Annotated in this window: 14 protein-coding genes; 4 read left to right on the plus strand and 10 right to left on the minus strand. The window is 60.9% G+C overall.

The window, feature by feature from the left end:
• Positions 1–132: 132 nt before the first annotated feature.
• The gene (locus QAO71_RS14695; protein ID WP_280164762.1) at positions 133–771 is read right to left on the minus strand and encodes a TetR/AcrR family transcriptional regulator; all 639 of its coding nucleotides are present in this window, start codon (positions 769–771) and stop codon (positions 133–135) included.
• A 90-nt stretch (positions 772–861) separates the two neighbouring features.
• Here QAO71_RS14695 and QAO71_RS14700 point away from each other — a divergent pair, with 90 nt between their 5' ends.
• Positions 862–1479 carry an NAD(P)H-dependent oxidoreductase gene (locus tag QAO71_RS14700; RefSeq protein ID WP_036989126.1) on the plus strand — a complete coding sequence of 206 codons (618 nt, stop codon included), beginning with the start codon at positions 862–864 and terminating at the stop codon, positions 1477–1479.
• A gap of 141 nt (positions 1480–1620) precedes the next feature.
• On the opposite strand, the gene QAO71_RS14705 is transcribed toward QAO71_RS14700, so the two are convergent.
• The 4 genes from QAO71_RS14705 to QAO71_RS14720 form a co-directional block, all read right to left on the minus strand.
• Positions 1621–4863 carry an efflux RND transporter permease subunit gene (locus tag QAO71_RS14705; protein ID WP_280164763.1) on the minus strand — a complete coding sequence of 1081 codons (3243 nt, stop codon included), beginning with the start codon at positions 4861–4863 and terminating at the stop codon, positions 1621–1623.
• Complete coding sequence (locus QAO71_RS14710) at positions 4860–6068, minus strand: efflux RND transporter periplasmic adaptor subunit (RefSeq protein ID WP_280164764.1); 1209 nt, start codon at positions 6066–6068, stop codon at positions 4860–4862. The genes QAO71_RS14705 and QAO71_RS14710 overlap by 4 nt, the downstream gene beginning before the upstream one ends.
• Positions 6068–7552, minus strand: a complete 1485-nt coding sequence (locus QAO71_RS14715; protein ID WP_083392347.1) for a TolC family protein — start codon at positions 7550–7552, stop codon at positions 6068–6070. Before QAO71_RS14715 ends, QAO71_RS14710 begins: the two co-directional genes overlap by 1 nt.
• A 150-nt stretch (positions 7553–7702) precedes the next feature.
• Positions 7703–9115 (minus strand): hypothetical protein, encoded by a 1413-nt coding sequence (locus QAO71_RS14720; protein WP_036989123.1) that lies wholly within the window; start codon positions 9113–9115, stop codon positions 7703–7705.
• Positions 9116–9269: 154 nt separating this feature from the next.
• Between QAO71_RS14720 and QAO71_RS14725 the strand changes: the two genes are divergently transcribed.
• Positions 9270–10493, plus strand: coding sequence for a benzoate/H(+) symporter BenE family transporter (locus tag QAO71_RS14725; RefSeq protein WP_280164765.1), 1224 nt, complete (start codon positions 9270–9272; stop codon positions 10491–10493).
• Positions 10494–10745: 252 nt separating this feature from the next.
• Here QAO71_RS14725 and QAO71_RS14730 read toward each other — a convergent pair whose 3' ends face one another.
• Together QAO71_RS14730 and QAO71_RS14735 are read right to left on the minus strand one after the other, a co-directional pair.
• Entirely contained in the window at positions 10746–12530 is a 1785-nt protein-coding gene (locus QAO71_RS14730; protein WP_036989122.1) for an acyl-CoA dehydrogenase C-terminal domain-containing protein, read from the minus strand.
• 317 nt (positions 12531–12847) lie between these two features.
• Complete coding sequence (locus QAO71_RS14735; RefSeq protein WP_036989121.1) at positions 12848–14638, minus strand: acyl-CoA dehydrogenase C-terminal domain-containing protein; 1791 nt, start codon at positions 14636–14638, stop codon at positions 12848–12850.
• Positions 14639–14807: 169 nt separating this feature from the next.
• Here QAO71_RS14735 and selO point away from each other — a divergent pair, with 169 nt between their 5' ends.
• Both selO and QAO71_RS14745 read left to right on the plus strand, forming a co-directional pair.
• Positions 14808–16241, plus strand: a complete 1434-nt coding sequence (selO, locus tag QAO71_RS14740; protein ID WP_036989120.1) for a protein adenylyltransferase SelO — start codon at positions 14808–14810, stop codon at positions 16239–16241.
• Positions 16242–16506: 265 nt separating this feature from the next.
• Positions 16507–18309: an SLC13 family permease gene (locus QAO71_RS14745; RefSeq protein ID WP_328586261.1), complete on the plus strand. Its 1803-nt coding sequence runs from the start codon at positions 16507–16509 to the stop codon at positions 18307–18309.
• A gap of 50 nt (positions 18310–18359) precedes the next feature.
• Here QAO71_RS14745 and QAO71_RS14750 read toward each other — a convergent pair whose 3' ends face one another.
• From QAO71_RS14750 to QAO71_RS14760, 3 genes are all read right to left on the minus strand, one after another.
• Positions 18360–19634, minus strand: a complete 1275-nt coding sequence (locus QAO71_RS14750; RefSeq protein ID WP_036989118.1) for a bifunctional O-acetylhomoserine aminocarboxypropyltransferase/cysteine synthase — start codon at positions 19632–19634, stop codon at positions 18360–18362.
• Positions 19635–19664: 30 nt separating this feature from the next.
• Positions 19665–20741, minus strand: coding sequence for a uroporphyrinogen decarboxylase (gene hemE, locus QAO71_RS14755; protein WP_280164766.1), 1077 nt, complete (start codon positions 20739–20741; stop codon positions 19665–19667).
• A gap of 531 nt (positions 20742–21272) precedes the next feature.
• On the minus strand, positions 21273–22691 hold the full coding sequence (locus QAO71_RS14760; protein WP_280164767.1) for an FAD-dependent oxidoreductase: 1419 nt from the start codon (positions 22689–22691) through the stop codon (positions 21273–21275).
• Positions 22692–22737 lie beyond the last annotated feature (46 nt).

Here is a 22737-nt window from a genome sequence, read left to right on the forward strand (position 1 = left end):
TTTCCAGGAGGGGGAGCGCGGGCGGTACTTTAACACAGCCGCGCGCCGGTTCTGGAGCCGCGGTGCTGATAAGGTGTAAAGCGGAGTAGGTTCCAGCGAGCCGCGTCATCATGGATGACACCGCATCGAGTTTCAAACCTGGTCAGGCACTCTCCCCCGCGCATTTCTGGCAACCATCCCTGTTATCACCTCCACCAGCTCACCCTTGGCCTGCTCGGCTGTAATCTCACCGCAGACAGCGGCCGCCGAAAGCGCTTCGGCCGCCCCCAACATCCCGTGCAGACTGGCCAGCTTCAGCTCGCCACCTGCGAATGGCGAAAATAGCTCCTGGCATTTGTTCAGAAAAACCGCTTCATATTCGCGTTTGATTTTTTCCAGCTCTGGCGTGCTCGCCAACGCCGCAATCACACCGGGGATTTCCCGCCCTTGAAGCAGCACACAGTCGATATAGGACGAAGCCACAACCGTGGCCCGGCCCAAGAGCGTCGGATCGCTAGCCTGGATAGCAGCATCCATGATGGACGTCTGGCGCAGATCGAAATCCTTGTACAGAGCCGCGAGCAGCCCCGAACGGGTTGCGAAATGGTCGTAGACCACCGGTTTAGTCACCCCGGCCTGCTCGGCGAGCCGGCCTAGCGTCAGGGCGTCAGTGCCTTCGTCGCTAACCAGTTGCCATGCCACATCCAGCAACTGGCGTAGCCGCTCCTCCCGGGTCAGCCGACGGCGCGGCCTGGACGATCCATCTTTTTGATCTTTGCTGGTTATTGACATCGCTATATACCATTAGTAACTTATAGGCGTAACTTACCAAAAGTATATAGCCGCCACGCTGGCGGTTCAAACTTTCACAGAGGTTTCGCCATGCATACACTCATCGTAGTCGCTCACCCAGAGCTCGAGTCGCTGACTCAGGCCGTCGCATCGCATATAGCCAAGGGCATTACGTCTGCACAACCACAGCATACGTTCGAGATAGCCGACCTGGCGCAGGAAGGCTTCGATCCTCGCTTCACCGCAGCCGACCTGACTGTACACCGCACACAAGCATCGCCTGCCGCCGATGTGCAGTCAGAGCAGACCAGAATCGATCGCGCCGATGCCTTGGTATTGGTGTATCCCGTTTACTGGTGGAGCATGCCCGCGCTTTTGAAAGGATGGATAGACCGGGTGTTCTCGAACGGCTGGGCCTTCGATTTCAGTCCGGGAGGCGCCCTGATTAAAAAGCTGGCGCACCTGAACGTCCACCTGGTAGGTATCGGCGGCGCCGATCCGGGGACCTTCGAGCGGCATGGCTATGCAGCGGCCATGAAGACACAAATCGACCATGGCATCTTCAATTATTGCGGCGCAAAGGTGTTGAGCTCGCACCTGCTATTGGACAGTGAAACCGCTGACTCGACGAAGATATTGCAAGCAGCCCAGCAGATCGGCCACGAGATGGTTGCCGTGGATACCCATCGCCAGGTCGAGCACGCGTAACTGGAGTCTGAGAGCAGCCGCCCGTAGGCGGCAGCTCTCAGACAGCCGTGGACCGCGCTGTTGATGCAGTCGCACAGAGATCCATGACGACTAAAACAATGGCACGGCTTAGGTAAACCACCGAGCAGCCCCCCGCCCAACTCAATCCAGCACTTTCTCCTCACCCGCATCCGCCGGGGTCAATAGCACATACAGCGCCGGTACCACGAACAGCGCCAGCACCGACACCGATAGCAGTCCAAAAATAATCACCAACGTCAGTGGTCGATAGAAGGCACTACTGACCGCCAGCGGCACCAGGCCGACAATGGTGGTGATGGCCGTGGTGAGCAGCGGTCGCAGACGCCGGGCGGAGCCGGCCGCGGCGGCTTCGGGGACGGTCATGCCGTCCTTCAGGTAGTTATTCATGGTATCGACCATGATGATGCCGTTGTTGATGGCGATCCCGATCAGCGAGACCAAGCCGATCATGGCGAAGAACGAGAAGGTGATGTCGAAGGCCCAGAAGCCGAGGGCTGAGCCAATGACGGCCAGCGGCATGGTCGCGAAGATGATGAAAGCCTGACGGAAGCTGCTGAACAGGATGACCAGCACACCGACAATCAGCACCACGGCAATGACCAGCGCCACCAGGGCCGAGGCGAAGGTTTCGGTGGTATCCGCTGCTTCCCCGCCGATCACGGCACGGTAGCCGGAGGGCCATTGTTGCTGCAGCTCGTCCAGCCGGGGCTGCACTTCGGCAAAGACTTCACCCACGGTGCGCCCTTCGTTCTTGGCCATGACGGTCAGCGCCCGCTCACCACCGACGTGAGAGATAGCGATAGCCGCTTCGGACTGGGTGGGGTTGAGTAGCTGTTGCATGGCGACGGAACGGCCATCCTGGGTGAAGGCACGTACTCGCGTGAGCTCTTCAGTACTGCGCGGTCCGCCCGCCTCGCCCGGGCGGCTGGGCCATTCAGTGCCCAGGCGGATATCGATGTTGTCGTCACCATCGGCGGTGACGAAGGTACCGACTTCGTCGGAACTGAAGGCAATGCGCAGCTGTGAAGCCAGATCACCGTGGTCGATGCCGAAGAAGTTGGCCGCTTCGCGGTCGGGCTGCAGGGCCAGTTGCGGTTTGAGCATGCCGATGTTATCGCGCACATCCACCACGCCCTGGGTATCGGCCAGCAGCGCCTGGACCTCGCGGGACAGGCGCAGCAGTTCATCCATATCGGCACCGATCAGCTGGATCTCGATGGGATCACCCGCACTGGGGCTACTTGATTCCGGAACAACCAGCAACTGCGCGGCGGCAACATGCGCATTCAGATAGGCCGACAGCTCGCGGCGCAACTCATCGGCCAGCTCGTAAGACGGAGCGTCGCGTTCCTCCAGTGGGCGGAAGGTGGCGGAGAAGCCGATAAAATTCTCCGCTTCGCTGGGTTGCAGGTTGGAGGCCATCGAGCCGCCGGCGAAGGGACTCTTGAGACCCACCAGCTTCACCACATTCTCGAAATACGGTTTGTCGCGCAGGATAGCGCCAATGTCATCGGCGACCGCCTGGGAAGCTTCCAGCTGCACCGTGGGCGGCAGCTCGATGTTGATACCCAGGCGCTCGCCGTCCGTCGCGGGGAAGAGTTCGACCCGCGCCTGGGTAAAGGCCCACATGGAGAAAATGAACAGCACAATGGCGCCGAGCAACCACAGCCAGGCTTGCCGACGCTGCCGTACGACCCAGCGGGCGTTCCACTGCTCCAGCCCATCGACGGCACGCCGGGTAATCCGGTCGGACAATCCCTGACGCTGCGGGTCTTCAGCTTTGCGCTGCCTACCCAGCAAGGCGCGGGCCAGCGGCAAGGTGCACAACATGGCAACGATGAAAGAGAGGATCAGGCAGACCACCGTGGTGGTCGGCAACACCCGGATGAATTCGCCCACGGTGCCGCTGATCGACATCAGCGGCGCCAGCGCGAGGATGGTCGTCAACTGTGCGGCAAAGGCGGGCAAGGCGTAGCGCTTGACGGTCGCCAGCACGGCCTGGCCGAAGGTCTTGCCGCCGTTGTAGATCTCGTCGTGCAGCCCTTCCAGCAGAACGATGAAGACGTCGACGATCATCACCAGCGCGATCACCATGCCGATGACCACCAGCTCGTTGAGCGAATAGCCCATCAACATGATGATCAGCAGCACCCCGGCAAAGGTCACCGGCACTGACAGGCCGGCCAGGATTGCCTCGCGCCAGGCAATCGTCAGCAACAGGATGATGAACACCACGGCCATGGTCTGCAGGGCGCTGAAGAACACCTCGGCCAGCGACTCCATGATCTGGTTTGCCTCATCCTGGATGATGCTGTATTCCAGACCGGAAGGCCAGGCGCCTGCGTCCTGCATCCGCTCCAACGCGGCATGCAGATTCGCTACCAGATTCACGGTGTCAGCACCGGGGGTCTTGCGGACCGAGAGCTCCAGGGACGCGGCGTACTCTTCGCCGTTTGCGCTGAAAAAAGCCCGGGAAGTTTCGGTTTCCTGCATGCGGCGCACTGAGGCCACTTCATCCAGACGTACGGGGCGGTCGGCGCCCGGGCCACTGAGCCGCGCCACCGGCAACGCACGCAGGTCGTCCACATCATGGAAGCGCCCTTCCAGACGCACCACGGCCCCGATATCATCGCTGCGGATCTCACCGAATGGCTGCTCCACGTTGGCCTGCTGCACCGCATTGCGCACGGCTGACGGCGACAACCCCAGCGCCAGTAGCCGCTCAGGGCGCAGCAGTATCTGAACGATTTCCTCACGCTCCCCGCCAATGTTCACTTCATTGACGCCGGGCACGCGCTCCAGCTCATCGCGAATGCGCCTGGCCTGCTGGTTCATGGTTGCAGAGCCCGCCTCACCATGCAGGGTGAAGGTAAGAATCGGACGATCATCGACCGAGGCCTGTTTGATCGTCGGCCGCTCCACGTCTGCCGGCAGTTCCGCCTCGGCGTCAGCCACCGCGGCCCGCAACCGAGTCATGGCATCGATGGGGTCGGCCGAGGCGTCGAATTCGACGGATATGACCGAGAAGGAATCGTAGGAAGCGCTGTCAACTTTACGCACCCCCTCCAGAGTAGTGACCTCGTCCTCGATGAAGTCAGTGACCTGTTCCTCGATGGTACGGGGATCGGCGCCGGGCCAGGTGGTGGTGATGGTGGCCTGAGGGATATTCAGATCCGGCAGCGACTCCTTGACCAGTTGCATATAGGCCATCAGCCCACCGAGCAACAATGTGATCAGTAACAGAATGCCGAAGATCGGTTGCAGGAAGAAGAAGCGCGCCAACGGGTGGGCTGTGCGTACCTCTTCGCTTTCCTGCCGCGGGGTCGCCGGGAGCGCACCGTCCGGACTGTTGGCGGTGCTCATTCGCGCTCCCCGTCTGCTTGCAGGACCCGGACCTGCTGTCCATCGTAGAGAGCCGCCCGCCCATCGGTAACCACCAGTTCGCCCTCTGCTATCCCCTCGACGACTGCCCGGTAGGCGCCGGCCTGCTGGCCCAGTTCGACCCGGCGTTCATTGACCCGGCCACTATCCCGTTCCACCACAAAGACGAAGGATTGATCGTTGCGAAAGCGCAGCGCCTCCAGCGGCACGGCCAAACTCTCCTGCAGCACCGGCAGCGCGATCCAAACCGCGACGAACTCGCCGTCCAGCAGGCCAGGGTTGTCGCCTTCGGTATGCACGACCACTTCGAAGGTACGGGTTTCCGGGTCCAGGGAAGGGCTGATCGCATGCACCGTGCCGGCCACCCGATCATTCCCGACCAATGGATCGACATCGCGACCGTCTCTCGGCGGCTCACCACCAATCACTGCCCGGGCGCTATTCTCGACCTGCCGGAAGTCATAGGACGGCAGGTCCACCCGCACTTCAAAACGGTTCGGGCCGATCACCAGGGCAGGCACCGTGCGCAGGGCATTCTGTTCGGTGTTGGTTTGCACCACGCTGGGCATGAAATAACGGCCCTTCTCGATATTGAGGCGCGCGAGCACCCCGTCGATGGGCGACACCAGTCGCGACTCGTCCACCGTCAATTGCGCCTGCGCCAGCTGCGCACGACTGTTGTCCCGTGCTGCCGTGGCCTGCTCCACCTGCACCACGGCTTGGTCCAGTTCCTGTCGCGACGCGGAGCGCTGTTCGATCAGGGCTTCGTAGCGCCGGCGAGTTACCTTGGCCAGTTCCAGATTGGCCTCGGCTTCAGCCAGCGCCGCCCTGGCCGCCTGCAGGTCAGCCTGCACCCGCTCGGGTGCCTGGTGGGCGATCAATTGACCGGCCTTCACCGGACTGCCGACCCGCAGTTCTTCATCAACATGGGAGACCATGCCTTGCTGGGTAAAGGTCAGAAATTCACGCTGACGCGAGCGGGCAGTGCCCTGACTGTAGACCCACGTCTGCAGATTGCGATGTGCCACCGGCACCGCCTTGACGCTAACCAATTGCGCTTCACCGCCCTGTTGCCCCGCAGTAGCGGACTGGCCGTTCTGCTGCGCCTCCGGTTCCTCGGTGCCACCACACCCCAGCAAACCGAACAGCAAAACCACGCCAACAGCGCTCATACGACTCTTGCACATTATCTGGGCTCTTCTCTGGGATTAGTGGACAGGCTGCCGGCACTGACGGGTGTTACCGCAAGCACCGTGGACGAGCCGGACTCGAAGCCGCCGCCCAGCGCCAGATGCAATGCGATGCGGTTTTCTATCCGCGCATGGCGGGCGGTGATATGGGCGCTGCGGCCATCGAGGGCGCGTTGCTGACTCTCCAGCACGTTGAGAAACGGATCTATCCCTTGCAGATAGCGGTTATAGGACACCCGTACCGCCTCCTCTGCCGCACTGGCCGACCCATCCAGCACCTGCTCGCGGCGTGCCAGCAGCCCTTCTACCGCCAGGCGGCTTTCGACTTCCGCCAGGGCATTGAGCGCCGTTTCGATGTAGGCGTTCAGCGTCTCGTCGCGCTGGCCTTCGGCAATATCCACTTGAGCAACCAGGCGCCCGCCTTGGAATATCGGCTGCACAATGCGCCCGCCAATCGACCAGATCAGATTGCCGCTGCTGAACAGGTCGGAGAACTCGCTGCTGGAGTAGCCGCCCGAGCCCGTCAGTGAGACGGACGGCAGAAAGGAGCGCTTGGCCGCGCCCAGCTGGTATCCCGCTCCGATCAGCGCCAGCTCCGCGGCGCGCACATCCGGGCGCCGCACCAGCAGCTGCGCGGGCACACCTGCGGTGGGTGGCGGCGAAACAGCAGGCAGCGTGGCGCTGGTCTGCAGATTGCCGGCCGGGTAGTTTCCCATCAGTATTTCCAGCTGCCGGACGCTGACGGCCAGCGCCTCACGGCGCTGTTCAAGCCCGGCCTGGGCCGAGCCGAGGTTGGCGTCGGCGAGCATGCCGTCTGCTGGCGAGGCGATCCCAATCTGGACCCGGTTGTTGATCTGCCGGGCCATTTCTTCCAAGGCAGTGACGGTATCTTCCGATAGTTCGACCTGTGCCCGGGCATGGGTGATGTCGAAATACAGCTGCGTGATCTGCGCTGCTACCGACTGACGCATGGCACGCAGCTGCTCGCCGCTGGCCAGAAATTCGGCTCGGGCCGAGGCGCTCAGAGCGGACAGGCGGCCCCACAGATCCAGCTCCCAGCTAATATCCAGTGCCGCATTGTGGTTATTGCTGAGCATGGCCATATCGTCACCCAGATCCGATAATCCCAGGCCCGACAGGTTCTGGCGTTGGCGCGTGCTGTTCAGGCCAATCCCGACCTGGGGCAGCGCATCGGCGCCGGTGGACCTGACCCGCGCTTCGGCGATGCGTGCCCGGGCGATGGCCTGGGCGAGGCCGGGATTGCGTACCAGGGCCGTATCGACAAAATGGTTCAGGCGTTCGTCATCAAACTCCGTCCACCAACGCTCGGCGGGCTCGAAGGCGCCGGAAGACTCAGCGGCGAAGGTAACCGGCAGGGTAAACGGCAACACCGGTTCCGCTGGCGGCGACACACGGCAAGCCGTGGTGGAAACAGCCAGGCAGATGATGGCAGCACGCAATAGCGGCGTTGCCATCCTCATGCAATTTTCTTCTGTAGCGGTAACCCGAGCACAAACATTCTCCGTGACGCTCCCTTTGTTTCAACCGGCTCGGTTGTCTCCCTGCGACACCAAACCGGATTATTATTCATTGGTCACTTGCCGCTTCGTAAAGTTACATTCACCCGGCATTCAATGTCGACGTAGATGGTCACGCAAGCGCAGCAGCCCGCTTCTGCGCTGCTGCTCTTCGGCGCTGGGCCAGTGCGTCTTCTTGCTTTCGCAGTGGACTATACCATCGCTCCCCAGGCGCAAACGCCAGCGCTGGGCCGTGGAATGCCCCGTTCCCGGCTCGGTGTACACCAGCAACAGATTGTAGTCGTGCTGTTTCTCGATGGGGTGGGCCTGGATCGCAGCAAAGGGCTCATCGTCAGCGTAGCTGAACAGCCGGTTTCGTGTGGCCTGGATCATTTCGCACAATTTTTCGCAATCCAGGCTGAGGCGCTCCTGGATCTTGTCCCGTTCCAGCGCCCCCTTTTCCAGCGAAAGTACCGAACGGTAACAGATGATCTGCCGCTCTTCATTGGTAGCCCATTTGCCGGAGTGCTCCAGCACCTCATGGGGCAAATTGGGGAGCTTGCGATAGTCCAGCCATACTCGCTGCTGAGCCATGAGTCTTTTTGTGTAAGGCATCAGCAGGCGGATCTTCCAGCGCGGCTTGCCCTTACGCAACCAGCGGGTGATGACCGTAATCATGTCGTCACGCAACAGGTCGCGTATGGCGTACACCGAGGCGATACCCAGCAGCAGCGCAATCGATAGGTGCTGATTGCCCGCCCGCGCATTGAACAGAAAGTACGTGAACAGCGTCATGATCAGCATGGTTGATGCCGCCTTGACCAGCTTGCGGGTACCTTCCCCCAGCTCGGTCACCTTGGAACGCAGCAGCACCGGATATTCCAATAGACGATGATACAAACTCATGCGATTCCAGACCCGGGTCGGGGAGCCGTGGAAGTCGCTCAGATATTCCCGCTCCCGGCGATGGCGGTATTCCTGCTGCAAAAACTCCTGGATGGCTGCGATGAGCTCTTCATCCAGCTCGCTGTAGCCTTCCAGGGTCATGCATTCGAGAAAGAACTGTTCTGCATGCCAGGAGAAGTAGATATCCAGCTGCCGGAAGTAGCGCCGCTGATTGCTCTGCTCCGGCGTCGATCTGCGCAGACGCTGGGCAAAGTTCTGACTCAGTCGCAGCGCCCGCTTGAGCGGCTCTTCCGTCACACCGGCATTTTGGATCTGCTGTCGCAGCCGGTCCATGGAGGCCCGATATTGAAAGAGCCAGGAGCCGAACATGATTTCATAGTGAGGGGATAACAGCGCGAAAGATCCGTCTGTCTTGCTGACCCGGTCTTCTTCAGGCAAACCGAGCAAACCGAAGCGGTGTGACAGCGTGCTGAAGAAGAACTGCCGCTCATCCAGCGTCCAGGCGGACAGGTCATTTTCATGGGGCGTGAATAGATATAGCTCGACGTCGTAGCGGCCCGGCTTTTTCAATGTGCGAGTCAGCTGTAGCCGATAATCACCCTTACGCTTCAGCGAGAACACGATCCCTCCACTCAAAACTGTTATCCGCCCGCGTGCGGCGTGCTCATCCTAGCACGAGCACGTCAAGGCAACCGGCGCTAACATGAGCGGGCCCAATTATGTGAAGATCGTAGCCCTGACTGCTATCCCTTGTGCATGACCTGATGAGTTGCCCATGAGTTTTTTCAAAGACCTTTCCGTTTCTTCCTTCAGCGCCGGCTTCGTCGCTGTGCTGGTGGGCTTCACCAGCTCCGCCGCGCTGGTATTCCAGGCTGCCAGCGAGCTAGGCGCCACGCCTGCGCAAATCGGCTCCTGGATGCTTGCACTGTGTCTGGGCATCGGGGTTTCGGGCATCTATCTTTCCTGGCGTTTTAAAGCGCCTGTCGTCACCGCCTGGTCGACGCCGGGCGCTGCAGTCCTGGTGACCGCCGCCTCCAGCGCCACTTTGCAGGAAGCCACCGGCGCGTTCGTCCTGTGCGGACTTCTGATGGCGCTGTGCGGCTTCTTCGGCTGGTTCGAGCGGATCATGCAGCGGATTCCACCGGCGATTGCGGCGGGCATGCTGGCCGGGGTACTGCTGCGCTTCGGCATGGAAGCTTTCGCCGCGCTGGCCACGGCTTTCAGTCTGGTCTTCCCGATGTTGCTGACCTACCTGCTGGCCCGCCGCCTGATCCCTCGTTATGCCGTGATGGCGCCGCTGGTGGTGGGCATTGCTGTGGCAGCGGCCAGTGATTCGCTCGACTTCAGCGCCTTGAGCTTCACCGTCACTACGCCGCAATGGGTCACACCCGCATTCAGCGTGCAGGCCTTGATGGGGGTGGCGTTGCCGCTGTTCGCCGTCTGCGTGGCATCTCAGAATCTGCCGGGGCTAGCTGTGATGCGGGCCGCAGGCTATCAGACACCCGCCTCGCCCCTGATCGGCTGGACCGGACTGGCGACCTTTGTATTGGCGCCGTTCGGCGCCTTTGGCGTGAATCTGGCCGCCATCACCGCGGCCATCTGCACCGGCCCCGAGGCCCATGACGATCCCGCCAAGCGCTATACCGCAGCGATAGTGTCCGGTCTGTTCTATCTGGTGGCAGGTATCTTCGGGGCCAGCATCGGCGCGCTGTTTCTGGCATTTCCGAAGGAGTTGGTACTGGCCATCGCCGGCTTCGCGCTGATCAACACCATTGGCAGCGGACTGGTCAGTGCGCTGCAGGAGGAACGCCACCGGGAAGCGGCGTTAGTGACTTTCCTGGTCACAGCTTCGGGGGTGTCGCTGCTGGGGATAGCATCGGCATTCTGGGGCATGGTCGCCGGGGCCGGCGCCTTGCTGATATTGCAGGCGCCGGACTTGCAGCAATTACGCAAGCGCAAGGTGGAATCGGCGGAGCACGAGTCGACAGAGAACGGCTGATATCCGGCAAGGCCGGATGGCTGGAAGACGCCCATTAAAAAACCCCGCCGAAGCGGGGTTTCGCAGAATAACGTCCTGATCATCATCCTTAACGCTGGTACTTCCTGTAACTCGATCCCTGCTCCCTTTTGTACTGCTTCGCTTCCTGCGGTGCATCCTTGCGAAACCAATAGTACGCAGGTGTCAGGTGGCGGCCCATAGGCTATTACCGCCACGTTTTGTAAGTGTTTTCCTACGTACGGAAGAAGCGTCTCAGAATTGCGCCGATTCCAGTTCGAACAACACGTCACTACCGGCGCGCACCGACGCGCTCAGCGAATGGATACGCGGCAGCAGACGCTTGAAATAGAAGCGCGCAGTAGCCAGCTTGCCCTGATAGAAACCGTCAGCACCCTGCTCCGCTGTCAATGCCGCCTTGGCCATCCGCGCCCACATGTAGGCGTAGGCCGTGTAGCCGAAGGTGTGCAGATACTCCACCGAAGCCGCGCCGATCTCGTTGGGATTGGCTTTGCTGTTATCGATGACCTGGGCAGTCAACTCCTTGAGGTTCTCCAGTGCCGCCTGCAGGGGCTCGATAAACTCACCCATTTCGGCAGCATCGTTTTCGCTGATGAACGCTTCGATCTCATCGGCAAATACCTTGAAGAAGGCACCACCGTTGGCGACTGTCTTGCGCCCCATCAGGTCCAGCGCCTGGATGCCGTTGGTCCCTTCGTAGATCTGCGCGATACGCACATCCCGCACCAGTTGTTCCTGGCCCCACTCGCGGATATAGCCATGGCCACCGAGTACCTGCTGACCATGAACGCAGCTTTCGAAGCCGACGTCGGTAAAGAAGGCCTTGGCTACCGGCGTGAGCAGCGCCACCAGGTCTTCGCCTTTCTTCTTGATCTGCTCGTCGTCAGCGAACTTGCTGATGTCCAGCTGCATGCCAACATAGGTGGAGAAGGCACGGCTACCTTCGGTCATCGCCTTCATGGTCAACAGCATGCGACGCACGTCTGGATGCACCATGATCGGGTCGGCGGCCTTGTCCGGTTGTACCGCGCCGGTCGGAGCGCGGCTCTGGATGCGTTCGCGAGCGTATGCGACTGCCGTCTGGTAAGACGCTTCGGCGCAACCGATGCCCTGGATACCGATGGACAGGCGCTCGTAGTTCATCATGGTGAACATGGCATTCAGGCCCTTGTTCAATTCACCGATCAGATAGCCCTTGGCACCATCGAAGTTCATCACGCAGGTAGCCGAGCCCTTGATACCCATCTTGTGTTCAATCGAGCCGCAGCTCAGGGTATTGCGCTCACCCAGGCTGCCGTCCTCGTTGACCAGAAACTTGGGCACCAGGAACAGGGAAATGCCCTTGGGGCCGGCCGGTGCGTCGGGCAGCTTGGCCAGTACCAGGTGAATGATATTCTCGGTGAGGTCGTGTTCACCGCCGGTGATGAAGATCTTGGTGCCGGTCACCGCGTAGCTGCCATCGGCCTCGGGTACGGCCTTGGTGCGGATGATACCCAGGTCAGTACCGGCATGGGGCTCGGTCAGGCACATGGTGCCAGCCCAAGTGCCGGCATACATGTTCGGCAGGTACTTCTGCTTGAGTTCTTCGCTGCCATGGGCGTCCAGCGCCAGGGTGCTGCCGGCAGTCAGGGCGATGTACAGCGCGAAGCTGCTATTGGCGCCGTAGATCATCTCTTCAACCTGGACGCCGAGGGTCTTGGGCATGCCCAGTCCACCGAACTCGGGATTACCAGCCAACCCTACCCAACCGCCTTCGGCATAGGTGGCGTAAGCCTGCTTGAAGCCGGCTGGGGTGGTGACTTCACCGTTGTTCCACACGGCACCTTCTTCATCACCGTTGCGGTTCAGCGGGGCGATGGTCTGGGAGGTGATCTTGGCCGCTTCTTCGAGCATGGCTTCGGCAGTATCGGCATCAATGGCGCCATTCAGGCCGGGCAGGCTCTGCCACAGCTGGTCGGCTGCAAAGGTTTCATTGAGAACGAAACGGATGTCACGCAGGGGGGCTTGGTACTCGGCCATGGGAACTCCTCAGTCAGTGTGCCGGCTCAACCGGGTCGATTGGCTGATTGTAGACCGAGACCATTTCAAACGATAGCGTCTTGTTGTGACTTTCACCTTTGATATGGTCACATATTTATTAAATTGGCTGGCTTTGTGCTTGGGCGGATGTTCTTGGGCGGAGAGTTTGTGCAAGGCCGCAGGGTACTTCCCCCTTTTCAGAACCGTGTGCGTCCAGGGACGGACGCACACGAGCGCCAGGGATGGCGGGGTGCGAGTTCTGAAGTGGGGTAATACCCACCAGAACCCTACACCGCGCTCCCCAAAAAAGGCCGAACTCAGAACTGATCAGCAGTCATCCGCATCAAAGCATCAGCACCCGCTTCCAGGGCCTCCACATGCGCCTGGGCCCGAGGCAACAGTCGCTTGAAGTAGAACTCCTGAGTAGCCAGCTTGCCCTGATAGAAGGCAGCATCGGAGCTACCGGCTTCCAGTTTCTGCTGAGCGACCACGGCCATTTTCAGCCAGAAGAAGGCATGAATGACGTAGCCGGAGAACATCAGGAAGTCCATCGCAGCGGCGCCGACTTCTTCCTTGTTCTGCATGGATTTGACCGCGACCTTCTGGGTCAGCTCGCCCCACTGGGCATTCAGGGCGGTGAGCTTGTTGAAGTACTCGCCGAACTGCGCATGGCCTTCGTTGGCCTGGCAGAACAGGTGCACTTCCTTGGAGAAGGCGCGCAGCAGTTTGCCCTGGCTCATCAGCACCTTGCGGCCCAGCAGGTCCAGGGCCTGGATGCCATTGGTGCCTTCGTAGATCGGTGCGATGCGGCAGTCGCGAACCTGCTGCTCCTGCCCCCACTCACGGATATAACCGTGGCCACCGAATACCTGCATGCCCAGCAGGGTCACTTCCAAGCCGGTATCGGTCATGAAGGCCTTGCAGATGGGCGTCAGGAACGCGAGCTGGTCTTCGGCGTTGGCGCGTACGGCCTCGTCCTGTGAGTAATGTGCGTTGTCCAGCAGCTGGGCAGTGTAATAAGCCAGCGCGCGATTGCCCTCGTTGAAGGCTTTCATGGTCAGTAGCATGCGGCGAACGTCGGGGTGCACGATGATCGGGTCTGCCGGCTTTTCCGGTTCGGCCGGACCGGACAGCGAGCGCATCTGCAGACGGTCCTTGGCGTAGGCAACGGCGTTCTGATAGGACACTTCGCCATGACACAGCCCTTGCATGCCGGTACCCAGGCGGGCGCCGTTCATCATTGTGAACATGCAGTTCAGGCCCTTGTTGACCTCACCGATCAGAAAGCCGGTGGCGCCGTCGAAGTTCATCACGCAGGTGGCCGAGGCCTTGATACCCATCTTGTGTTCGATGGAGCCGCAGACTACGCCGTTGCGCTCGCCCTTCTCGCCATTGGCGTCAGGCAGGAACTTGGGCACGATGAACAGCGAGATACCCTTGGTGCCGGCGGGTGCATCGGGCAGCTTGGCCAACACCAGGTGGACGATGTTCTCGGCCATGTCGTGCTCGCCGGAGGAGATGAAGATCTTGGTGCCGGTGACCGAGTAGCTACCATCGGCCTGGGGCACCGCGCGGGTCTTGATCAGGCCCAGGTCGGTGCCGCAGTGGGGCTCGGTCAGGCACATGGTGCCGGTCCAGTGGCCGGGCACCAGTTTGTTCAGGTACAGCTCTTTCTGCTCCTGGCTGCCATGGGCGCGGATGGCCGAGGCACAGCCGTGGGTCAGGCCAGGATACATGTTCCAGGCATAGTTGGCGGCGGCGGTCATCTCGTTGACCACCAGGCCCAGCGAGGCGGGCAGGCCCTGGCCGCCAAATTCTACCGGGCCGCTCATGGCTGCCCAGCCGTTGTCCACGTACTGCTGATAGGCTTCCTTGAAGCCCTTGGGCGTGGTGACTACGCCGTTGTCGAAATGGCAACCTTCCTCATCACCGGTGCGGTTCAGCGGGGCCAGTACTTCGCTGGCGAATTTGGCGCTTTCCTCGAGCACGGCGTCTACCAGGTCGGGCGTGGCGTCGGTCAAGCCATGGGTCTGATAACCGGCAGCGAAATCGAATACTTCATCCATGACAAAGCGCATGTCGCGCAAGGGAGCGTTGTAACTGGGCATTGGTTTCTCCGAAAATGACGCAGCGGGTGGGCTGTTTATTATTCATACAGTCGTTTGACATTATGCCCCGCTGACCGGACGGTCAACGGAAACGGCTCACCATTACACCGCTTGATACAGGGCCATAAGGCAGGCAGCATGGAGGTCTTTCCATCCCGATGGTGTGCTTATGACCACGCTGGCCGACCTGCAATTCGACAACCGCTTCGCCGACCTCGGCGACACTTTCTCCAGCAAGGTGGTGCCCGACCCGTTGAGCAATCCACGATTGGTGGTCAGCAGCGCCGATGCCATGGCACTGATCGACCTGGACACCAGCGAAGCGGACTCTGAGCTATTCACCGAACTGTTTTCCGGGGCCAAACTGTGGAGTGCGTCGGAGCCACGGGCCATGGTCTATTCCGGCCACCAGTTCGGCGTGTACAACCCGCAGTTGGGGGATGGTCGTGGCTTGTTGCTCGGCGAGGTGGTCAATGGCCGCGGTGAGCATTGGGATCTGCATTTAAAGGGTGCCGGCAGCACGCCCTATTCGCGGATGGGTGACGGGCGCGCAGTGTTGCGTTCGTCGATCCGCGAATTCCTAGCCTCCGAGGCGCTGCCGGCGCTGGGTATTCCCAGCAGCCGAGCGCTGTGCGTCACCGTGGGTGACGATCCGGTCTATCGTGAGCGGCAGGAGCGCGGTGCCATGCTGCTGCGCCTGGCCCCGTCACACATCCGCTTCGGGCATTTCGAGTTCTTCTACTACACCCGGCAGCATGACGCACTGCGCCAGCTCATCGACTTCACCCTGCAGACCTGCTATCCAGCGTCCCAGCAAGCCACCGACCCGGTACTGGACATGTTCAATCAGGTTCTGCAGCGCACCATGGACATGGTCGCCCGCTGGCAGGCTTATGGTTTCTGTCATGGCGTGATGAACACCGACAATATGTCGATTCTCGGCATCACATTCGATTTTGGCCCCTACGCCTTCCTTGACGAGTATGACGCTGGCCATATCTGCAACCATTCCGATCACGAGGGTCGTTATGCCTTCAATCGGCAGCCGGCCATTGCCCACTGGAACCTGGCCTGTCTGGCCCAGGCGTTAACGCCCTATGTCGAAGTCGAAGCGCTGAAATCGGCACTGGCGACAGCGATGCCGCGTTATCAGGCGGAATATCTGCGCCTGATGCGCGCGCGCCTGGGCTGGGCCGGCGAGCAGCCCGAGGATGAGGAGTTGTTGCAGCAACTGCTACAGCAGATGCAGACCAGCGCCAGTGATTACCACATCACTCTGCGGCTGTTGGCCGAGGATGATGTCAGCGCACGGGATCAGTTCATCGACCGCGACGCTTTTGACCGCTGGCTGACGCAGCATCAGGCTCGACAGGCCGCGGACTCCAGCGCCTTGGCCGGCCGGCTGGACTGCAATCCTGTGTACGTACTGCGTAATTATCTGGCGCAGCAGGCCATTACGGCAGCCGAGCAGGATGACTTCAGCGAAGTCCGCCGCCTGCATCAGGTCCTGCGCCAGCCATTTACTCGGCAACCGGGGCAGGAAGCCTACACTGCGCCACCGCCGGATTGGGGGCGGCGGCTGGAGATCAGCTGTTCGTCCTGATGTCCGCCATCCGGTATTGCCTTTCGGGTGTAGCGCACATGCGCTACGCCTGCGGCATCGCAGCCTTCCTGCCTTATCGTCGAGCACTACTCGACAATCCGAAAAGCGGTCTTCCACGCTCGTAGCGGCTTGCACAGCAAAACCGCACCACTTATACCTTTAAGGAATAACAAAATCATTATCAGGTCTTGGACAGACTAAGCGGCGGCAACTAGGGTAGCGGCTCTAGTCTGGTTCCCGTTGCGGGACCGATACCTCACACGAGATTTTGGTACCGATGAATTGGGATACCCTGGCCACGCTTGGTGTGGCCGCCCTGTTGTGCTGGGTGATGTACGCCTTTGTCCGCGAGAAGCTGAGTCCCGACGTGGTGGTCGGTATTGCCGTCGCCATTCTGCTGGCCACCACCCTGTTGACGCCGACAGAGGTACTCAGCGTGCTGTCCAACAGCGCCCCGATCACCATCGCCTGCATGTTCGTATTGTCTGCCGCCCTCGAACGCACCGGCTGCGTGGACAAGCTGGGCAGTGTGCTTGCCCGTATCGGCGGTACCAGCCCTACGCGCATGCTGTTCGCCCTGCTGGTCACCGCCATGCTGTTGTCGACCTTCATCAACAATACGCCGGTGGTGGCGATTCTCACGCCGGTGGCGGTCACCCTCGCCGCCCGGGTTGGCAGCAAGGCATCGAAGGTTCTGATTCCACTGTCCTATGCCACTATTCTCGGCGGCACCATGACCATGATCGGTACCTCCACCAACATACTGGTCGACGGGGTAGCCCGACAGGAGGGGCTGGCGCCGTTCGGTATGTTCGAGATCACCCTGGCGGGTGCGATCATGTCAGCCATCGGCCTGGCCTTCATCATGTTGTTCGGCAACCGTCTGCTGCCAGACCGCGACAGCCTGTCGGACCGCCTGCGGCCAACTCGCAGCCGCACCTTCATGACCGAACTGCTGGTGCCCCAGGACTCACCCGTGATCAACCAGACCATCGCCGAAGCCCAGCTCAATGGCGATAGCGGCATTCAGGTCTTGAAGCTGTTTCGCGGTGACGACGAGCTGACCACCCCGCTCAACACCACCATGCTCAATGCTGGCGACCGCTTGATACTGCATGCCAATGTGCGCGACTTCGTCGAGCTGCGGCACAATGGCGTACTGGAATTCAACCGCGACCAGAGTTTCGAAACCATCTCCACTCGCGATGTGGTACTGGCCGAGGCCGTGGTGGCGCGCAGCTCACGCTACATCAACCGGCCCATGCGCGACCTCAACCTGACTGCCCGTTACGGGATCCACGTACTGGCCGTGCATCGGCAGGACGAACACATCCAGGACAACCTCGACGACTTCGAGTTGCAGTTCGGTGATGTGATGCTGGTCGAAGGCTCGCCGGCGCAGATCCGCAAATTCGCCGATAACGGCGATCTGATCAGCCTGAATACCGTGCAAGAACGCGCCTATCGTCGCAACAAGGCCCCAATTGCCATTGTCGCCATGCTGTCGGTAATGGTGCTGGCAGCGCTGGGGGTGATGTCGATCGAAGGACTGGCGATCATCGCTGCCGCCGTGGTGGTCGCCACCGGCTGCCTGGAAGTCGAGGATGCCTACAAGTCCATCGACTGGAAGATCTTGGCACTGATCTTCGGCATGCTGGCGATCAGTATCGCCATGGACAAGGTCGGGCTGGTGGACGGCATCGTCGGTCAGGTGATGACCCTGTCTCCGCTGCTCGGCCCGCTGTTCATGCTGTCTTTCATCTATCTGCTGACCTCGATTCTCACCGAGATTGTCAGCAACAATGCGGTGGGCGTGCTGCTGACACCCATCGCCATTGGCGTGGCTTACCAGTTGGGCGCTGATCCGCGCCCGTTCGTGGTGGCGGTGATGCTCGCCGCCAGTGCCAGCTTCGCCACGCCGATCGGCTACCAGACCAACACCTTCGTCTACAGCGCCGGCGGTTACCGGTTCATGGACTTCGTGCGGATCGGCCTGCCACTGAACCTGATCATGTGGGCCGCGGCGACGCTGGTAATCCCGCTGATCTGGCCATTGTTTCCGGCCTGACAGAAACATTAAAGGCGGCCAAGGCCGCCTTTAATGTTTTCAGCATTGACTCATTTCGCCGCTTCGAGCGCTTGCGCCAGGTCCGCAAGAATATCGTCGATATGCTCGATACCGATCGACAGCCGAATCAGGTCTCGCGGCACTCCCGCTTTCTCCAGTTCCTCGTCGTCCAGCTGGCGGTGCGTGGTCGAGGCCGGATGACAGGCCAACGACTTGGCGTCACCGATATTCACCAGCCGCAGTACCAACTCCAGCGCATCGATGAAACGCGCACCGGCTTCCTGGCCACCCTTGATCCCGAAGGACAGGATCGCCGCCGGCTGACCGCCCATGTAGCGCTGGGCCAGATCATGTTCAGGATTATCCTTGAGCCCCGCATATTTCACCCAGGCTACCTGCGGATGCTGCTGCAGGTATTCGGCCACCTTCTGCGCGTTCTCGCAGTGACGCTCCATGCGCAGGCTCAAGGTTTCCAGACCCTGCAGGATCAGAAAGGTATTGAACGGCGACAACGCCGCGCCCATGTTGCGCAGCGGCACCACCCGGCAACGACCGATAAAGGCCGCCGGACCGAAGGCTTCGGTGTAAACCACGCCGTGGTAGGAAGGATCAGGCGTATTCAGAAGCGGGAAACGCTCCTTGTTATCCGCCCAGGGAAACTTGCCCGAATCCACCACCATGCCGCCCAGGCTATTGCCATGGCCGCCGATATACTTGGTCAGCGCATGCACGATGATATCGGCGCCATGCTCGAAGGGCCGGCACAACACCGGCGTGGCTACCGTGTTATCCACGATCAGCGGTACGCCATGCCGGTGCGCCGCGTCGGCCAGCGCCTGCAGGTCGACGATATTGCCCGCGGGATTGCCGATCGACTCGCAGAACACCGCCTTGGTGTTCTCGTCGATCAACGCTTCCATCGCGGCGATATCGTTATGCGCGGCAAAACGCACCTCGATGCCCTGACGCGGCAAGGTGTGGGCAAACAGGTTATAGGTACCGCCGTATAGCTTGGCGGTGGAAACAATATTATCGCCCACCCCGGCAATGGTCTGGATCGCATAGGTAATCGCGGCCATACCCGATGCCACCGCCAGGGCTCCTACGCCCCCTTCCAGCGCCGCGATCCGCTGCTCAAGTACATCGTTGGTCGGATTGGTGATCCGCGTGTAGATGTTACCGGGCACCTTCAGATCGAACAGGTCAGCGCCATGCTGGGTACTGTCGAAGGCGTAGGACGTGGTCTGGTAGATCGGCACCGCGACCGACTTGGTAGTCGGGTCGGGGCTGTAGCCGGCGTGTATTGCCAGAGTTTCGAGCTTCATTATTGTTTTCTCCCTATAACTGTTCAGTCCTCAGACTGCCTTCGGGTCGTGATACTTGGCCGACAGCTCATGCACCGCCTCGATGAACACACCAGCGTGAGCCGGGTCCACTTCCGGGGTAATGCCGTGGCCGAGGTTGAACACATGACCGGTGCCCTTGCCGTAGCTGGCGAGAATCCGTTCCACTTCATTGCGGATCGCCTGCGGGTTGGCATACAGCACGGTGGGGTCCATATTGCCCTGCAGCGCGACTTTGGCGCCGACCCGGGAACGGGCCACGCCGATATCCATGGTCCAGTCCAGACCGACACCATCAGCGCCACACTCGGCAATGCTTTCCAGCCACAGACCGCCGTTCTTGGTGAATACAATCACCGGGACGCGGCGCCCGTCATGCTCACGAATCAGACCGCTGACGATCTTGCGCATATAGGCCAGGGAAAACGTTTGATAGGCATCGGCCGACAGGTTGCCACCCCAGGTGTCAAAGATCTGCACCGCTTGGGCGCCTGACTTGATCTGCTCGTTCAGGTAGCTGGTGACCGATTGCGCCAGCTTGTCCAGCAGCAGGTGCACCGCCTCGGGCTGGTCGTACATCAGCGCCTTGATCTTGCGGAAATCCTTGGAAGAGCCGCCTTCTACCATGTAGGTGGCGAGGGTCCAGGGACTGCCAGAGAAACCGATCAGCGGCACCCGGCCATTGAGCTCGCGGCGGATGGTGCTGACCGCATCCATGACATAGCCCAGGTCCTGGCGTGGATCGGGAATCGGCAGGGCTTCGATATCGGCGAGGGTGTCGATGCGCTTGCGAAAACGCGGGCCTTCGCCGGTCTCGAAGTGCAGGCCCAGACCCATGGCGTCGGGGATGGTCAGGATGTCGGAAAACAGGATGGCGGCGTCCAGCGGATAGCGTTCCAGCGGCTGCAGGGTCACTTCACAGGCCATCTCGGGATTCATGCACAAGCCCATGAAGTCACCGGCGCGGGCGCGGGAGGCGCGGTACTCGGGCAGGTAGCGGCCTGCCTGGCGCATCATCCATACCGGGGTTACATCAACAGGCTGGCGCAGCAGCGCACGCAGAAAACGGTCATTCTTCAATTCAGACATGAAATCGGTATCCAGTGGCGTAAATGCAGCCATTGTAACCGTTCTCGCGGGGAAGATAAGGGGCGGTGCGGCAAAGGGGCGCGGGGGCTTCGTTTCGATGAGGTTATAAATATTGGATATTGTGCAGGGACTGCGGTTACCGGTCGGACCTGCTCGACACGCCGTGAATACGTCCCTGTAGGCTCGTGGTTGCCATCCCTGGCAACCGACGGTCGAGCTGGCCCGACCGGTAACCGCTGCCGTCATCTCCGTGCGAGACGGAGGCCAAACACCAATAAAAATCAGAGGCTGTGAGACAACTCTCACCAATTTGGCTGAGCAGAACGTTAGGGTTTAATCCATCAGCGGCTCAATGTCTCGCAGGGTTGATGGTCTGGCCTGCCTTCGCAGACCGTTTGATGCCAGGGATGGCATCAACGAGCCCCCAGGGATGGGTTCACGGCGTGTCTGCGAAGGCAGGCCAGACCGTCAACCCAGACACCAATACCATCAAGTAACGCTAACGCAAACCGCAAGCGCCCCCAACCGGCATCAAACCTCGAGATAATCCAGAATCCCTTCAGCCGCCTGGCGCCCTTCCCAGATGGCGGTGACCACCAGATCCGAGCCGCGCACCATATCACCGCCGGCAAACACCTTCGGGTTGCTGGTCTGGAATTTGTATTGGGCCTGCTCGGGGGCGATGACTCGGCCCTGATCGTCGGTCTGCACCTGCACCTCGGCAAACCAGGGTGCCGGGCTGGGGCGGAAGCCGAAGGCGATGATGACCGCATCGGCCGGCAGGATCTGCTCGGAACCGGGAATGGGTTCAGGACTACGACGGCCGCGCTCATCCGGTGCGCCAAGGCGGGTTTCCACCACCTTCACGCCTTCGACCTTGCCATCGCCGACGATCGCGATCGGCTGGCGGTTGAACAGGAATTTCACCCCTTCATCCTTGGCGTTCTTCACTTCCTTGCGCGAGCCCGGCATGTTCTGCGCATCCCGGCGATAGGCACAGGTCACCGAACTGGCGCCCTGGCGAATCGAGGTGCGGTTGCAGTCCATGGCAGTATCGCCGCCGCCCAGCACCACCACCCGCTTGCCGTGCATATCGACAAAATCGTCAGCCGACTTCTCGAAGCCCAGGTTGCGATTGACGTTGGCCACCAGGAAATCCAGTGCGTCATGCACACCCGGCAGGTCCTCACCGGGGAAGCCGCCTTTCATGTAGGTGTAGGTGCCCATACCCATGAATACCGCATCGTATTCACTCAGCAACTGGTCGATGGTCACGTCCTTGCCGACTTCGGTATTCAGACGGAACTCGATGCCCATGCCGGCGAACACCTCGCGGCGGCGCGACATCACGGTCTTTTCCAGCTTGAATTCGGGGATGCCAAAGGTCAGCAAGCCGCCGATTTCCGGGTTGCGGTCGAATACCACCGGGCTGACCCCGGCCCGCGCCAGCACGTCCGCGCAGCCGAGACCCGCCGGGCCCGCACCGATGATCGCCACCCGCTTGCCGGTCGGCACCACCTGGGACATATCCGGGCGCCAGCCCATGGCGAAGGCAGTGTCGGTGATGTATTTCTCCACCGAGCCGATGGTCACCGCGCCGAACTCATCATTCAGGGTGCAGGCACCTTCGCAGAGCCGATCCTGCGGACAGACACGGCCACACACCTCTGGCAGGGTATTGGTCTGGTGCGAGAGCTCCGCCGCCTCGATGATATTGCCCTCGGCTACCAGCTTCAACCAGTTCGGGATGAAGTTGTGGACCGGGCACTTCCATTCGCAGTAGGGGTTGCCGCACTCCAGGCAGCGATGTGATTGCTCCGCCGCCTCCTGCGGTTTGTACGCCTCGTTGATCTCGACAAAGCGCGTCTTGCGGTGGCGCAGCGGCCGTTTCTTCGGGTCCTTGCGGCCCACTTCGATGAACTGGAAGTCGTTATTCAGACGGTCTGCCATTGTTGCACCTCATTACTGCAGCGCCGTGGGTTTGCCCGTCGCTGCC

The sequence above is a fragment of the Halopseudomonas sp. SMJS2 genome (assembly GCF_029866945.1).
GTDB lineage: Bacteria > Pseudomonadota > Gammaproteobacteria > Pseudomonadales > Pseudomonadaceae > Halopseudomonas > Halopseudomonas bauzanensis.

Excerpts from the sequence above, each read along its gene's own strand:
- QAO71_RS14695 (WP_280164762.1), bottom strand. The coding sequence starts at position 771 with ATGTCAATAACCAGCAAAGATCAAAAAGATGGATCGTCCAGGCCGCGC.
- QAO71_RS14700 (WP_036989126.1), top strand. The coding sequence starts at position 862 with ATGCATACACTCATCGTAGTCGCTCACCCAGAGCTCGAGTCGCTGACT.
- QAO71_RS14705 (WP_280164763.1), bottom strand. The coding sequence starts at position 4,863 with ATGAGCACCGCCAACAGTCCGGACGGTGCGCTCCCGGCGACCCCGCGG.
- QAO71_RS14710 (WP_280164764.1), bottom strand. The coding sequence starts at position 6,068 with ATGTGCAAGAGTCGTATGAGCGCTGTTGGCGTGGTTTTGCTGTTCGGT.
- QAO71_RS14715 (WP_083392347.1), bottom strand. The coding sequence starts at position 7,552 with ATGAGGATGGCAACGCCGCTATTGCGTGCTGCCATCATCTGCCTGGCT.
- QAO71_RS14725 (WP_280164765.1), top strand. The coding sequence starts at position 9,270 with ATGAGTTTTTTCAAAGACCTTTCCGTTTCTTCCTTCAGCGCCGGCTTC.
- QAO71_RS14730 (WP_036989122.1), bottom strand. The coding sequence starts at position 12,530 with ATGGCCGAGTACCAAGCCCCCCTGCGTGACATCCGTTTCGTTCTCAAT.
- QAO71_RS14735 (WP_036989121.1), bottom strand. The coding sequence starts at position 14,638 with ATGCCCAGTTACAACGCTCCCTTGCGCGACATGCGCTTTGTCATGGAT.
- selO (WP_036989120.1), top strand. The coding sequence starts at position 14,808 with ATGACCACGCTGGCCGACCTGCAATTCGACAACCGCTTCGCCGACCTC.
- QAO71_RS14750 (WP_036989118.1), bottom strand. The coding sequence starts at position 19,634 with ATGAAGCTCGAAACTCTGGCAATACACGCCGGCTACAGCCCCGACCCG.
- hemE (WP_280164766.1), bottom strand. The coding sequence starts at position 20,741 with ATGTCTGAATTGAAGAATGACCGTTTTCTGCGTGCGCTGCTGCGCCAG.
- QAO71_RS14760 (WP_280164767.1), bottom strand. The coding sequence starts at position 22,691 with ATGGCAGACCGTCTGAATAACGACTTCCAGTTCATCGAAGTGGGCCGC.